Origin of the sequence: Pseudomonas brassicacearum, assembly GCF_009601685.2 — a bacterium.
Classification (GTDB): Bacteria; Pseudomonadota; Gammaproteobacteria; order Pseudomonadales; family Pseudomonadaceae; genus Aquipseudomonas; species Aquipseudomonas kilonensis_B.
Genome location: NZ_CP045701.2, coordinates 1,480,062 through 1,494,351, shown reverse-complemented (window position 1 = coordinate 1,494,351; position 14,290 = coordinate 1,480,062). Strand labels below are relative to the sequence as shown.

14 protein-coding genes are annotated in these 14,290 nt (G+C 59.9%); 7 read left to right on the top strand and 7 right to left on the bottom strand.

The features are described 5' to 3' along the window. The first annotated feature begins 49 nt into the window (after positions 1-49). Entirely contained in the window at positions 50-1,267 is a 1,218-nt protein-coding gene (gene alaC, locus GFU70_RS06495) for an alanine transaminase (protein ID WP_153387755.1), read from the top strand. A 152-nt stretch (positions 1,268-1,419) separates the two neighbouring features. On the opposite strand, the gene GFU70_RS06490 is transcribed toward alaC, so the two are convergent. Together GFU70_RS06490 and GFU70_RS06485 are read right to left on the bottom strand one after the other, a co-directional pair. After that, positions 1,420-2,772 carry a GntP family permease gene (locus tag GFU70_RS06490; protein WP_058545726.1) on the bottom strand — a complete coding sequence of 451 codons (1,353 nt, stop codon included), beginning with the start codon at positions 2,770-2,772 and terminating at the stop codon, positions 1,420-1,422. Between the two features lie 92 nt (positions 2,773-2,864). Then, a complete protein-coding gene (locus GFU70_RS06485; RefSeq protein ID WP_058545727.1) occupies positions 2,865-3,398 on the bottom strand; it encodes a gluconokinase in 534 nt (177 codons plus the stop codon). Positions 3,399-3,613: 215 nt separating this feature from the next. Between GFU70_RS06485 and GFU70_RS06480 the strand changes: the two genes are divergently transcribed. From GFU70_RS06480 to GFU70_RS06470, 3 genes are all read left to right on the top strand, one after another. Then, positions 3,614-4,645, top strand: coding sequence for a LacI family DNA-binding transcriptional regulator (locus GFU70_RS06480; RefSeq protein ID WP_153387754.1), 1,032 nt, complete (start codon positions 3,614-3,616; stop codon positions 4,643-4,645). Between the two features lie 162 nt (positions 4,646-4,807). Beyond that, positions 4,808-5,362 carry a hypothetical protein gene (locus GFU70_RS06475; RefSeq protein WP_058545729.1) on the top strand — a complete coding sequence of 185 codons (555 nt, stop codon included), beginning with the start codon at positions 4,808-4,810 and terminating at the stop codon, positions 5,360-5,362. 292 nt (positions 5,363-5,654) lie between these two features. After that, positions 5,655-6,074, top strand: coding sequence for a GNAT family N-acetyltransferase (locus GFU70_RS06470; RefSeq protein ID WP_153387753.1), 420 nt, complete (start codon positions 5,655-5,657; stop codon positions 6,072-6,074). A 39-nt stretch (positions 6,075-6,113) separates the two neighbouring features. Here the strand turns inward: GFU70_RS06470 and def are convergent, their stop codons facing one another. From def to GFU70_RS06455, 3 genes are all read right to left on the bottom strand, one after another. Then, positions 6,114-6,653, bottom strand: coding sequence for a peptide deformylase (def, locus tag GFU70_RS06465; RefSeq protein ID WP_058545731.1), 540 nt, complete (start codon positions 6,651-6,653; stop codon positions 6,114-6,116). After that, positions 6,650-7,600 carry a YihY/virulence factor BrkB family protein gene (locus GFU70_RS06460; protein ID WP_058545732.1) on the bottom strand — a complete coding sequence of 317 codons (951 nt, stop codon included), beginning with the start codon at positions 7,598-7,600 and terminating at the stop codon, positions 6,650-6,652. The genes def and GFU70_RS06460 overlap by 4 nt, the downstream gene beginning before the upstream one ends. 176 nt (positions 7,601-7,776) lie before the next feature. Then, positions 7,777-7,968 (bottom strand): CsbD family protein, encoded by a 192-nt coding sequence (locus GFU70_RS06455; RefSeq protein WP_058545733.1) that lies wholly within the window; start codon positions 7,966-7,968, stop codon positions 7,777-7,779. 196 nt (positions 7,969-8,164) lie between these two features. Between GFU70_RS06455 and GFU70_RS06450 the strand changes: the two genes are divergently transcribed. Continuing rightward, a complete protein-coding gene (locus GFU70_RS06450) occupies positions 8,165-8,542 on the top strand; it encodes a hypothetical protein (protein ID WP_030139341.1) in 378 nt (125 codons plus the stop codon). A gap of 261 nt (positions 8,543-8,803) precedes the next feature. Here the strand turns inward: GFU70_RS06450 and fadD1 are convergent, their stop codons facing one another. Next, positions 8,804-10,495, bottom strand: coding sequence for a long-chain-fatty-acid--CoA ligase FadD1 (gene fadD1 / locus GFU70_RS06445; protein ID WP_058545734.1), 1,692 nt, complete (start codon positions 10,493-10,495; stop codon positions 8,804-8,806). Between the two features lie 369 nt (positions 10,496-10,864). Continuing rightward, on the bottom strand, positions 10,865-12,553 hold the full coding sequence (gene fadD2, locus GFU70_RS06440) for a long-chain-fatty-acid--CoA ligase FadD2 (RefSeq protein ID WP_058545735.1): 1,689 nt from the start codon (positions 12,551-12,553) through the stop codon (positions 10,865-10,867). 224 nt (positions 12,554-12,777) lie between these two features. On the opposite strand from fadD2, the gene GFU70_RS06435 reads away from it, so the two are divergent. Next, a complete protein-coding gene (locus GFU70_RS06435) occupies positions 12,778-13,722 on the top strand; it encodes an alpha/beta hydrolase (RefSeq protein WP_058545736.1) in 945 nt (314 codons plus the stop codon). A 44-nt stretch (positions 13,723-13,766) separates the two neighbouring features. Continuing rightward, positions 13,767-14,237, top strand: coding sequence for a MaoC family dehydratase (locus GFU70_RS06430; protein WP_153387752.1), 471 nt, complete (start codon positions 13,767-13,769; stop codon positions 14,235-14,237). Positions 14,238-14,290: the final 53 nt, after the last annotated feature.

Genomic DNA, 14,290 nt, shown 5'->3' with positions numbered 1-14,290 from the left:
GCCAACGTCGCTCGGACGGTTCCGGGCGCTCACGTATCTCGAGGCAACAATGGCCGACCAAGGTTCGCCGCGCCGCTTTGCGCGCATCGATCGACTCCCCCCGTACGTATTCAATATCACTGCCGAGCTGAAGATGGCTGCGCGTCGGCGCGGCGAAGACATCATCGACTTGAGCATGGGTAACCCCGACGGCGCCACACCCCCGCACATCGTGGAAAAGCTGGTCACCGTCGCCCAGCGTGAAGACACCCACGGCTATTCCACCTCCAAAGGCATCCCGCGCCTGCGCCGCGCCATTTCGCGCTGGTACAAGGACCGCTATGAGGTGGACATCGACCCGGAAACCGAAGCCATTGTCACCATCGGTTCCAAGGAAGGCCTGGCCCACCTGATGCTGGCGACCCTGGACCAGGGCGACACAGTGCTGGTGCCCAACCCCAGCTATCCGATCCACATCTACGGTGCCGTGATCGCCGGCGCCCAGGTGCGTTCGGTGCCGCTGGTGCCAGGGGTGGATTTCTTCGATGAACTGGAGCGGGCCATCCGCGGCTCGATTCCCAAGCCGAAGATGATGATCCTCGGCTTCCCATCCAACCCCACCGCCCAGTGCGTGGAGCTGGATTTCTTCGAACGGGTCATCGCCCTGGCCAAGCAGTACGACGTATTGGTGATCCACGACCTGGCCTACGCCGACATCGTGTACGACGGCTGGAAAGCCCCGTCGATCATGCAGGTGCCCGGTGCGAAAGACATCGCGGTGGAGTTCTTCACCCTGTCCAAGAGCTACAACATGGCCGGCTGGCGCATCGGTTTCATGGTGGGCAACCCGGAACTGGTCAACGCCCTGGCGCGAATCAAGAGCTACCACGACTACGGCACCTTCACCCCGCTGCAAGTGGCCGCCATCGCCGCCCTCGAAGGCGACCAGCAATGCGTGCGCGACATCGCCGAGCAGTACCGCCAACGCCGCAACGTACTGGTCAAGGGCCTGCATGAACTGGGCTGGATGGTGGAAAACCCCAAGGCGTCGATGTACGTCTGGGCCAAGATTCCCGAAGCCTATGCCCACCTGGGCTCACTGGAATTCGCCAAGAAGCTGCTGGCCGAAGCCAAGGTCTGCGTCTCGCCGGGGGTGGGGTTCGGGGAATATGGGGATGATCACGTGCGCTTCGCGCTGATCGAAAACCAGGACCGGATTCGCCAGGCGGTGCGCGGTATACGCGGGATGTTCCGGGCGGATGGGTTGATACACAAACCTGGCGCCTGACTCAAAACCAACGGTGGGAGTTTGCTCCCACCCTGGATCTTCTGATCACCAGAAACCAGTGTGGGAGCGAGCCTGCTCGCGATAGCGGCATAACAGTCAACGAAAGAGTCGATTGTCAGTCCGCCATCGCGAGCAAGCTCGCTCCCACAGGTTTAGACCACCAGCGACAACAGCAGGATAAAGATCAACCCCACCACGGACAGGATGGTTTCCATCGCGGTCCAGGTCTTGAAGGTTTCGGCCACGGTCATGTTGAAGTACTGCTTGACCAGCCAGAAGCCTGCGTCGTTGACGTGGGACAGGATCAACGAACCGGCACCGGTCGCCAGCACCAGCAGCTCACGGTTCACACCCGGCATCATCCCCACCACCGGCACCACGATCCCGGCACCGGTAATGGTCGCTACCGTCGCCGAGCCTGTGGCAATGCGGATCACCGCAGCCACCAGCCACGCCAGCAGGATCGGGGAAATCTGTGCACTTACCGCCATGTGACCGATCACATCGCCCACACCACTGGTCACCAGCATCTGCTTGAAGCCACCACCGGCACCGATGATCAGGATGATCGCGGCGGTCGGCGCAAGGCTGGCGTCCAGCCATTTGAGCATCTGGTTGGAACCGATGCCCTGCTTGTAGCCGAAGGTGTACAGCGACAGCAACAGCGCCAGCAGCAAGGCCGAGATCGGGTGGCCGATCATGTCCATCCAGGCGCGGAAGAGGTTGCCATCGGGCAGCGCCACGTCAGCGAAGGTCTTGAGCAGCATCAGGAATACCGGCGACAGCACGGTGATCAGGGTGATGCTGAAGCTTGGCAGTTCGGTGGAGCTCGTCTCGCGGGCCAGTTGGTCCACCAGTTCCTGGTTCGGATGGCCAGGGATGTGCTTGGCAATGAACGTACCGAAGATCGGCCCGGCAATGATGGCCGTTGGCAGCGCCACGATCAGGCCATAGAGAATGGTCTTGCCGATGTCGGCACCAAACACCCCGATCGCCAGCAGCGGCCCCGGGTGCGGCGGCACCAGGCCGTGGACGGCGGAAAGACCGGCCAGCAGCGGGATACCGATCTTGATGATCGACACGCCGGTGCGGCGCGCGACGATGAACACCAGTGGGATCAGCAGCACGAAGCCGATTTCGAAGAACAGCGGGATGCCCACCAGGAACGCGGCGAACATCATGGCCCACTGCACCTTGTCCTTGCCGAAGGCGCGGATCAGGGTCTGGGCGATCTGATCGGCCCCGCCCGACTCGGCCATCATTTTGCCAAGCATCGTGCCCAGCGCCAGGATGATGCCGACAAAACCCAGCACGCCACCGAAGCCGTCCTGGAACGCCTTGAGGATGGTGCCGGTCGGCATGCCCGACGTCAGGCCGAGGAATGCGGCGGCGATGGTCAGTGCAATGAACGGGTGGAATTTGAACTTGGTGATGAGGATGATGAGTCCGATCACCGTGACCACTGCATCAAGCAGCAGGAACGTCTCGTGGGACATGCCGAACATGGGAGGTGTCTCCTGATTTGTTGTTGTTATTGAAGCAGTTATTGGTTAGCCGTCGGGGTAGCGCTATCTTTCTGACGCAAATTTTTTGAAACTCAGCCGGCAAGCTTCAAACCATGGTCCAACCACCAGACGTAAGCCTGATGCGCCAGTTCCTCAACGCTATGGCTGGACGCATCCAGAGCCAGGGTCAGGGGCTCGCCGACAGGGGATTGAAGGGTGGCAAACTGGCTGTCGATCAGGGTCGACGGCATGAAATGGCCAGGACGATGGGAAACGCGGTCGGCGGCCACTTCGGGGGTCAATTCAAGGAATATGAAGCCCAGGCCTGGCAAGGCGCTGCGCAGACGCTCGCGGTAACTGTGCTTGAGGGCCGAGCAGGTCAGCACCGGGCGCTCGCCCGTGGCGTCGACACGGCGCAACTCATCGCACAGGCTGTCGAGCCAGCCGGCACGGTCGTCGTCGTTCAAGGGAATACCGGCGCTCATCTTCTGGATGTTGGCCGCAGGGTGGAAAGTGTCGCCTTCGATGGCGGTGGCGCCGCTCAACTGGCACAGCGCCTGGCTGACGCAAGTTTTGCCGCAACCGGCAACGCCCATGATGACCAGGGCGGTGATGGGATTATTCATGTAACACCTCAGCGCGCAGACAGCGCTACCTTTGCCAGTTATGACACCGCAGCAAAAGCAGAAGTTGCCGACGCCTTCTTGTCATTTTTGTGGTTGCAGCATGTTCGTTCACGACACCAGCACACGGGGATCAGGCAAACCCCACTTACGCATTTGCAGCCGCGTCGAGACAGCGCTACCTTAGTGCCTTGATTTTTGTTTGGCAAGCCACCCTGATGACCGCCCCTAAAAACGATAAGAATACTCGTACCACCGGTCGCCCTACGCTCAACGAAGTCGCACGCCTGGCCGGTGTCAGCCCCATCACCGCCTCCCGTGCCTTGCGCGGCGTCAGCACCGTAGCCATCGATCTGGTGGAAAAAGTCCGCCAGGCCGCCGTGGAGCTCAACTACGTCGTCAACCCCGCCGCCCGCGCCCTGGCTTCGGCCCAGAGCCATTCGGTGGTGGTGCTGGTGCCGTCGTTGTCCAACTTGTTGTTCATCGACACCCTGGAAGCCATTCATCGGGTGCTGCGGCCCAAGGGTTTCGAAGTGGTGATCGGCAACTACCACTACTCCCGGGACGAGGAAGAAGACCTGCTGCGCAACTACATGGCCTATCAGCCGCGTGGCTTGTTGCTGACCGGTTTCGACCGTACCGAAAGCGCCCGCCGCATGATCGAGGCCAGCAACATTCCGTGCGTGTACATGATGGAGCTGGACCCCGGCGCCGGGCTCAACTGCGTCGGTTTTTCCCAGCTCAAGGCCGGCGAAACGGCGGCCGAGCACCTGATTTCCAAAGGCCGCAAGCGCCTGGCCTACATCGGCGCGCAACTGGACCAACGCACCCTGCTGCGTGGCGAAGGTTTTCGCCGCGCCCTGCAGAAAGCCGGTCTGTATGACCCGGACCTGGAACTGCTGACCCCGCGCCCGTCATCGGTAGGCCTGGGCGGTGAATTGTTCCTGCAATTGCTGGACAACCACCCGGATGTCGATGCGATCTTCTTCGGCAACGACGACCTGGCCCACGGCGCCTTGTTGGAGGCGCTGCGCTGCGGTATCAAGATCCCCGAGCAGGTCTCGGTCCTGGGTTTCAACGACCTGCCCGCCTCGGCCCACATGGTGCCGCGCCTGAGCAGCATCAGCACCCCACGGGAAGCCATCGGCCGACGCGCCGCCGAACAGATGCTGACGTTGATGGCCGGCAACCGCATCGCACAGCCGGTGGTGGACATGGGCTTTGAGCTCAAGGTCCGCGAAAGCACCTGAGCCGATCCTCTGCACTGGTGCGGTCGATCCATGCCGTCCACCGGCAAGGGTTGGCCGCCCCGCTCGCCGCGCCTGCCCACAACCCTTGGAATAGAGGCCTTGGGACGACGGCATGGGAATTGCTCCTGCCCATCGCTCAGTCATTACCTCCAGGTGCTCATCATGTTGGTCAGTGCAAAACAGCAATCGATGGTCTTGCCGCTCAAACGCCCGGGCGAAGATCCCACCGCCGAAGCCGCCAGCGGCCTGCAAAGCGCCGCGTTGCAGGCCTTGCGCGATAACGTCCAGACCCAGGCCAGCCAGGGCGCCGCCCAAGTCCAGGATTCCTTCACCCGACAAGCCACGCAACAGGTCAACGCCGCCACCGCCATCAGCGACAAGGTGGACGAGGCGTTCGCCAAGACCCGCGTGCAATTGCAGACCGCCGCTTCACCAGCGTCGGAAGAAACCACGGCGCTTGGCGGCTCCGCGACGGCAGAATTCAAGGACTACATGAGCAAGACGCCCGAAGAGCGCCTGCGCGACAGCATTCTCGAAGAGATGGGCATTTCTGAGGAAGAGTTCGAGGCGATGCCGCCCGAGAAGCAGATGGCGGTCAGCCAGGAGATTGCCCAGCGCATGCAGGACAAGTCGGCGATGGCACAAGTGGAAAAGGCCCAGGAGAGCCGCACCGACGACAAAACCTCGGCCACGGACATGTTTCTCGCCTCGCTTTAAGCCTCGGCACATGGCGCAGCGGTTGAGCTGGGGGTTGGCGCCCCAGCTCAATCCTGAGGCCAACCGAAGCGTTATCGGTTCAATGACCGAACAGGTTCACCTTCTTGGTTTTTTTGTCGGCGCGTTTTTCATCGGCAGTCTTCGCCGGTTTTTTCTTTGCCGCTTTTTTTGAATCCATGCCTTTGGCCATGATACGTACTCCACTCATACGGGATGTGAAGTCAGGTATACACCTATCGCCGCACCTGCGTTCTTTTATAATCGCCCTCCCCTTATCGCCCACGACCCTGCCATGTCCGAAATCCATTACGCAGCGCTCGAAGCATCGCTTTGGCCGCTGATGAACAAGTTCTATCGCGCCCACCAATCCTCCATGAAAGCCGTGCGTGACGCGCAGCTTTGGGTGGCGCGACGCGATGAGATCGTCGCCGCCCTGTGCCTGCGACCAGTGTCGGGCGGGCATTGGTTGACAGGGTTGTTCGTCGACTCGGCGTACCGCGGACAAGGCATCGCCGCACGGTTGATCGCCGAAGCGTTGAACGGTGTGAATGAGCCGGTGTGGCTGTTCTGCCACCCGGATTTGCGCGGGTTTTATGAGCGGCGTGGTTTCAGCTTCGACCCCGAACTGCCCTATGCGATGGCCGAACGCCTGAGCCGGTATGCGCGCAGCAAGCCGATGATTGCGATGGGGCTTGCGCCTGCAAAATCCTGAAGTGCACTACAGATCCAATGTGGGAGCGGGGGTGGGGGATCAATCGTCTGCAGCCGGGTCCAGATCCGGGAACATCACCTCGGTAAACCCGAACTTGCTGAAATCACTGATGCGCGACGGGTACAAACGCCCGATCAGGTGATCGCATTCATGCTGCACCACCCGCGCATGAAAGCCCGACGCGTAACGCACGATCGGCTCACCCTTGGGATCGAAGCCTTCGTAGCGGATGTGCTGGTAGCGCTCGACCGCCCCGCGCAGGCCCGGCACCGACAGGCAACCTTCGAAGCCCTCTTCCCTCTGCGGGCCCAGCGGGGTGATCAGCGGGTTGATCAGGATGGTCTGGGGCACTGCCTCGGCGTCGGGGTAACGCTCGCTGTGCTCGAAGCCGAAGATCACCAGTTGCAGGTCCACGCCGATCTGTGGCGCCGCCAGGCCGACACCACCGACGCTTTCCATGGTCTGGAACATGTCGTCGATCAATTGCCACAATTCTGGGCTGTCGAACATGTCGGCGGGCACCGGCGGGGCGATGCGCAGCAGGCGTTCGTCGCCCATTTTCAGGATGTCACGGATCATGGTCGGGCTTCGTCAGGGTGGGGGTGAGGGATGGAATGGTCGCGGCCCAGGCCCGACACATGCTGTTTTTCGTGCTCGCCCGCGCTCTTTTCGCCCGGGTTCTTGCCCTCGGTGGACATGTGCTCGATCACCGCATTCATCTCCGCACCGAGCAACAGCACCGCCGAAGAAATATAGAAATACAGCAACAACACGATGATCGCACCGATGCTGCCATACATGGCGTTGTAGTTGGCAAAGGTCTTGACGTAAAACGCGAAGCCCAGGGAGGCGATGATCCACACCACCACCGCCAGCACCGACCCCGGGGTGATGAAGCGAAACTCCTGCTTGACGTCGGGCATCACGTAATAGATCAGCGCCACAGCCACCATCAGCAAGATCACGATCACCGGCCAGCGCACGATCGTCCAGAGCGTGACGATGAACGCCTCCAGGCCGACCTGGGCCGCAATCCAGCCCATCACCTGCGGTCCGAGCACCATCAGCGCCGCAGCGGCCAGCAACATGCCCGCGATGCCGATGGTGTAGAAGATCGACAGCGGAAAGCGCTTCCAGGCCGGGCGGCCTTCCACCACATCATAGGCGGCATTCATCGCGCTCATCATCAGCCGCACGCCCGCCGAGGCGGTCCACAACGCAATGACGATACCCACCGACAACAATCCGCCCTTGGATTGCTGGAGCTGGTCGATCACCGGATTGACCTGCTCCAGGGCCTGGGGCGGCAGCACCAGCTCCGATTGCAGGCGCAGCCAGGAGAAAAAGTCCGGCAGGTGCAGGAAGCCGATCAACGCGATCAAAAAGAGAATGAAAGGAAATAGCGAAAACAGCATTTGGTACGCCAATGCCGAGGCATAGGTCGACATCTCGTCGTCGAGAAACTCAGTCACGGTGCGCATCATCACACGATGCAAAGGCAAGCCTTTCAAGGCCGGGAACATCATGTGCGTCTCCTTTCGCCGCAAATAAAGGCTGGTCGCTTGGCGACTCACGGGGTTGCTATCCAAGACAAAAGTAACCTGTTTGGCGACTTTGGAACAATTTCCCCGGAGCAAGTTCGAGCCGACACGAAAACGGCCACCCGCGGATGGCCGTTCCAATCGCTTTTTCAACACACCGGTTATGCCTCGTCAACGCCTTTCTTGACTGCATCCTTGGCCTTGCCCACGGTTTGCTGGGCCTCACCTTTTTTCTCCTGGACCACGCCCTCGGCGCGCATGCGGTCATTGTCGGTGGCCTTGCCGACGCCTTGTTTGATGTTGCCGACGGCTTCGTTGGCAACGCCCTTCACTTTATCGCTCGTGCTACCCATGATGTCTCTCCCTGTTAACAACTGTACGAAAAGTCATTACATAAGGGTTGACCGAGTCCGTTTGCGGGGAGTTTCATTTTTTCAGCAGCGCATTTCATCGTCAGATGCAGGTTGCGCTTTATGTTTGCCGATCCACACCCGAGAATGCCCCACGTATTCAGGCTGCGGCCTGAAGCTTCAATCTCGTAGGAACGTTATGAAACTCGATAAAAAGCAGGCCATCGCCCGCAGAAACCAGGAACTGGGCGGCGCCGTACTGGGCGTCAACAACTGCCACTTCAGCGAATTGAACCGTAACCGCAACATCTTCTGGTTCGATATCCCGGTGGCGCGCCTGGCCATCGGTCAATACGAATGGATTCACCTGCTGCTGCACACGCCAGCGACCGATGAGCTGCTGCACCTGAAGGTGCCGACCGTGTTCCTGCGCGAGAAAATGGAAGGCTTGGAAGTGCGCAACCAGGGCAAGCGCAAGGCGGCCCTGAGCCTGGAACTGAGCGCTGACAAGGATTCCTATCTTCAGGACATGCGGCCGGGTGGCACCAATCTGGATTTTGCGCAGTTCAGGTTGTAACGCGATTTCCTAGCTTTGGTGTGTATATCCGTTGCTGCGGTAACAGCCACTTAGGGTTCCGCCCTGACAGCGGCTCACTTTTGCGCTCTTCAAAAGTGAGCCGCTGTAAGAGCGGAACCATAAGCCGCCGTTATAAAAAAAACGGATATACACCCAAAACCAAGCCCAAAAGAAAACGGCGCTTTCCCTCCTTCGGAAAAGCGCCGTTTCTTTAAGTGAAGAGCATCACCGCATCAACGGGGCTTTTTATTGGCAACGGTATTATTTCTTCAGCCCCAACTTCCTGAGCTCTTCATCCCGCAACTCGCGCCGCAGAATCTTGCCCACGTTGGTCGTCGGCAAGGCATCGCGGAACTCCACGGCCTTGGGCACCTTGTAGCCGGTGACGTTGGCACGCATGTGTTCCATCACCTGTTCCTTGGTCAACGTGACACCCGGTCGAGCGACGATGAAGATCTTGATCGCCTCACCAGACTTCTCGTCCGGTATGCCGATGGCCGCGCATTGCAGCACGCCCGGCAGGGTTGCCAGCACATCTTCCAGTTCGTTGGGGTACACGTTGAAACCGGAGATCAGGATCATGTCTTTCTTGCGATCGACGATGCGCATGTAGCCGTCCGGCTGGATCAGCGCAATGTCACCGGTCTTGAGCCAGCCTTCGCTGTCGAGGATCTCGTCAGTGGCTTCCTGACGCTGCCAGTAACCCTTCATGACCTGCGGACCTTTCACACACAATTCGCCGATTTCACCCAATGGCTGTTCGACGCCCGCGTCATTGATCACCTTGCACAGCGTCGATGGCACCGGAATGCCGATGGTACCGACCTGGATCTTCTGGATCGGGTTGACGGTAGCCACCGGGCTGGTCTCGGTCATGCCATAGCCTTCGCAGATCGGGCAGCCGGTCACCGCTTTCCAGCGCTCGGCTGCTGCCAGTTGCAAGGCCATGCCGCCGGACAGGGTGACTTTGAGGGCAGAGAAATCGAGCTTGCGGAAGGCTTCGTTGTTGCACAGGGCCACGAACAGCGTATTGAGGCCGACGAAGCCGCTGAACTTCCACTTCGACAACTCCTTGACCATCGCCGGCAGGTCACGCGGGTTGCTGATCAGGATGTTGTGGTTGCCGATCAGCATCATCGCCATGCAATGGAAGGTGAAGGCATAGATGTGGTACAGCGGCAGCGGCGTGATCAGAATCTCGCAACCTTCATTGAGGTTGGAGCCCATCAGCGCCTTGCACTGCAACATGTTCGCCACCAGGTTGCGATGAGTGAGCATCGCGCCCTTGGCCACGCCAGTGGTGCCGCCGGTGTATTGCAGCACGGCCACATCGTCGCTGGTGGGGTTGGCTTCGTTCACGGGTTGGCCGTGGCCTTTGCTCAGCACGTCGTTGAACTTGACGGCCTTGGGCAAGTGATAGGCCGGGACCATCTTCTTGACGTACTTGATCACGCTGTTGATCAACAGGCGCTTGAGCGGCGGCAGCAGATCGGCAACTTCGGTGACGATGACGTGCTTGACGCCTGTCTTGGGTACCACGGTCTCGGCCAGGTGTGCCATGTTCGCCAGGCATACCAGTGCCTTGGCCCCGGAGTCGTTGAACTGGTGTTCCATTTCCCGCGCGGTGTACAGCGGGTTGGTGTTGACCACGATCAGCCCGGCGCGGATCGCACCGAACACAGCCACCGGGTACTGGAGAACGTTGGGCAGCTGCACGGCGATTCGATCGCCCGGCTGTAAATCGGTATGCTGTTGCAGGTACGCGGCAAAGGCACCGGACAACTCGTAGAGTTCACCGTAGGTGATCGTCTTGCCGAGGTTGCTGAATGCCGGCTTGTTGGCAAAGCGTTGGCAGGACTGCTTCAACACCGCCTGAATATTCGGATACTCGTCTGGATTGATGTCGGCAGCAATCCCAGCTGGGTACTTATCCTTCCAAAAGTCTTCGATCATGGAAGCCCACTCCTCAGCAACGCGAATTCTCACCGCATTTGATGCGATTATTATTGGTGTGTGTTTATTGGTGAATCTGGCTTGAATCAAGGCCGAGAAGTCACAAAAGCGCGCCGAGAGTAGCAGCTTTGCCAAGGGCCGCCTAGAGCCAAAAGCAGCCCCTACAGTCACAAACATGACTCATGAATATTTTATGGTCACTTTTAGAGTAAAAATTCTAAGCCTCGTTTAAATCGCTCTGAATAGCCAAAAAACTGAGGGAGCGAGCTTGCTCGCGATGGCGGTGGACCAGCTGAATTGGATTTAGCTGATACACCGCCATCGCGAGCAAACTCGCTCCCACAGGGTTTCTACTGGACTTCTCTGGCCTCAGGCGATATCCCGCAGCTCCCGCCGCAAGATCTTGCCCACCGGAGTCATTGGCAACGATTCCCGCAGCACGATGTGCTTGGGTACCTTGTAGCCGGTGAAGTTCTCCTTGCAGTAGGCCTTGAGTTCTTCAAGGCTGACCCCGGCTTCGCGTGCCACCACAAACAGCTTCACCGCCTCCCCCGAACGTTCGTCCGGCACGCCGATGACCGCGCAGTTGGCCACCTTGGGATGGGCCATCACCACGTCTTCGATCTCGTTGGGGTACACATTGAAGCCCGAGACGATGATCATGTCCTTCTTGCGGTCGACGATGCGCACGAAACCGTCCGGATCGATTACCGCGATATCGCCGGATTTGAACCAGCCCTCGTGGTCCAGCACTTCGGCCGTGGCCTCAGGCTTGTTCCAGTAGCCTTTCATGATCTGCGGACCCTTGATGCACAGCTCGCCGCGCTCGCCCAGGGACTGCTCGACGCCATCGTCGTTGATCACTTTCATCAGCGTGCCCGGCACCGGCATCCCCACCGTGCCCAACCGGGACTTGCCCCCATAAGGATTGGCACTGGCCACTGGCGAGGTCTCGGTCAGGCCATATCCTTCGGTGATGCCGCAACCGGTGATCTGTTCCCAGCGCTCGGCGGTGGCCTTGATCAGCGCCGTGCCGCCCGAATTGGTGACCTTGAGGTTGGAAAAATCCAGGGTCTTGAAATCCGGATGGTCCATCAATGCCACGAACAATGTGTTGAGCCCCAGCAGCAGCGAGAAACGCCAGTTCTTCAGTTCCTTGATGAAACCACCGATGTCCCGCGGGTTGGTGATCAGCACGTTGTGGTTGCCGGTCACCATCATGCACATGCAGTTCGCCGTGAACGCATAGATATGGTAGAGCGGCAACGGCGCGATCATGACCTCCTGGCCTTCGCGCAACAGTGGATGACCGTCATCACCGAGCTGCCCCAGGCAGGCCCGGGCCTGTTGCATGTTGGCCACCAGGTTGCCGTGGGTCAGCATTGCGCCCTTCGCCAACCCGGTGGTGCCGCCGGTGTATTGCAACACCGCAATGTCGTCGAGGCTGACTTTCAGCGGCTTGATGCCCTGGCCACGTCCCAGGCGCAAGGCGCTCTTGAAGGCGATGGCCTGGGGCAGCGAATAGGCCGGCACCATTTTCTTGACCTTGCTCACCATGGTATTGACCAGCCAGCCCTTGGCGGTGGGCATCAGGTCACCCATCTTCGCTTCGATCAGGTACTGCAGGTCCGTATCGGGCAACACCTCCTGGACTTTTTGCCCGAACATATTCAGGTACACCAGCGCCCGGGCACCGGAGTCCTTGAACTGATGACGCATTTCCCGCGCGGTGTACAGCGGGTTGGTGTTGACCACGATCAGCCCGGCGCGCAAGGCACCGAACACGGCGATCGGGTACTGCAGGATGTTAGGCATCTGTACTGCGATACGATCGCCCGGTGCCAGGTCGGTATGGGCTTGCAGGTAGCCGGCGAAAGCCGCGCTGTAGCGCTCGAGCTCGGCATAGGTGAGGGTCACCCCCATGTTGCTGAACGCCGGACGGTCGGCAAATTTCTTGCAGGAACGCTCGAACACCTCGATTACCGACTTGTAGGCCCCCAGATCAACATCCAGGGGCACGCCGGCCGGGCGTTTGTCATTCCAGAAATCAGGCTGCATTGTTTTTGTCCTCTTTACCTGAGCATGTCCGGGCCGCGTCTGCATCGCTTGCAGACGCGGAGCTCTTGGGACACTAGCAGCTATGGCCAATCAGGCAAATATGGCAACCTGCGTCATAGATTGTGTGAATCTTCTTGCCACGACGAAGGCTGATCAGGCGAGACGCAACGGATGCGCTATACAATGCAGCGAGGCTGCGTCTGACTTTGTGCAAAGGAATCGCCATGATCCACCAAACGTTCTGGCTGACCGCGACCGACCATAGCCGCCTGTTCGTCAACCAATGGCTGCCCGAAACCGCCCCTTTGGCGGTGATCATGCTGGCCCATGGCATGGCCGAACACAGCGGCCGCTACGCACGCCTGGCCCAGGCGTTGTGCGACGAAGGCTACGGTGTCTGCGCCATGGACTTGCGCGGCCATGGCAAGACCGGCGAGGAAGCGATTCTCGGCCACTTTGCCGACGAGGACGGCTGGACCAAGGTCGTGGGCGACCTGGCCAGCCTCAACCAGCACATCGGTCAACAACATCCCGAAACCCCCATCGTGTTGCTAGGCCACAGCATGGGCAGCTACATCGCCCAGGGTTATTTGTTGCATCACAGCGCCAGCCTGCACGGGGCGATTCTCAGCGGCTCGAACTTTCAGCCGGTGACGCTCTACCGCTGCGCTCGCCTGATCGCCCGCTTCGAACGCTGGCGCCAGGGAGCCACCGGGCGCAGCGCGTTGATCGAGTGGCTGTCGTTCGGCAGTTTCAACAAGAAATTCAAACCCACGCGTACCCCTTTCGACTGGCTCAGCCGCGACCCGGCCGAAGTCGACAAGTACGCCCAAGACCCGCTGTGTGGCTTTCGCTGCACCAATCAACTGTGGGTCGACCTGCTCGGTGGCTTGCAGCAAATCAGCAAAGCGTCCAATCTCGCCCAGATCGATCCGGGCCTGCCCCTGCTGGTGATCGGTGGTGAATGTGATCCGGTGAGCGAAGGCAAGCGTCTGAAGGATCTGGCCGACACCCTGCGTGACGCCGGCATCCGGCACCTGCAATTGACGATTTACCCGCAGGCCCGTCACGAACTGTTCAATGAAACCAACCGCGATGAAGTGACCGCCGACGTGCTGGCCTGGATTGCCCAAGCCTTGAGCCACAAGCGGCCGCCACGCAGCGAGTAGGCTTGCAGCGTTTTTCCTTTACTCCTTCACAGGATTTGAAACAGATGACCCAGGTTACCAACACCCCTTACGAAGCCCTCGAAATCGGCCAGACCGCCAGCTACAGCAAGACCGTCGAAGAGCGTGATATCCAGCTGTTCGCGGCGATGTCCGGCGATCACAACCCGGTGCACCTGGATGCCGAGTTCGCCGCCGCGAGCATGTTCAAAGAGCGCATCGCCCATGGCATGTTCAGCGGTGCGCTGATCAGCGCGGCAGTGGCCTGCGAGTTGCCGGGGCCGGGCACCATCTATATCGGCCAGCAGATGAGTTTCCAGAAACCGGTGAAAATCGGCGACACCCTGACCGTGCGCCTGGAAATCCTGGAGAAACTGCCGAAGTTCCGTGTGCGCATCGCCACGCGCGTGTTCAACCAACGCGAAGAGCTGGTGGTGGACGGCGAGGCCGAAATCCTCGCACCGCGCAAGCAGCAGACCGTGACCTTGCCGACGTTGCCGGCGATCACTGTGGGCTGACTCACAGGCGCCTACTGTGAGTGACTTTGTGGCAAGCCATTGTGTGGGAGCAA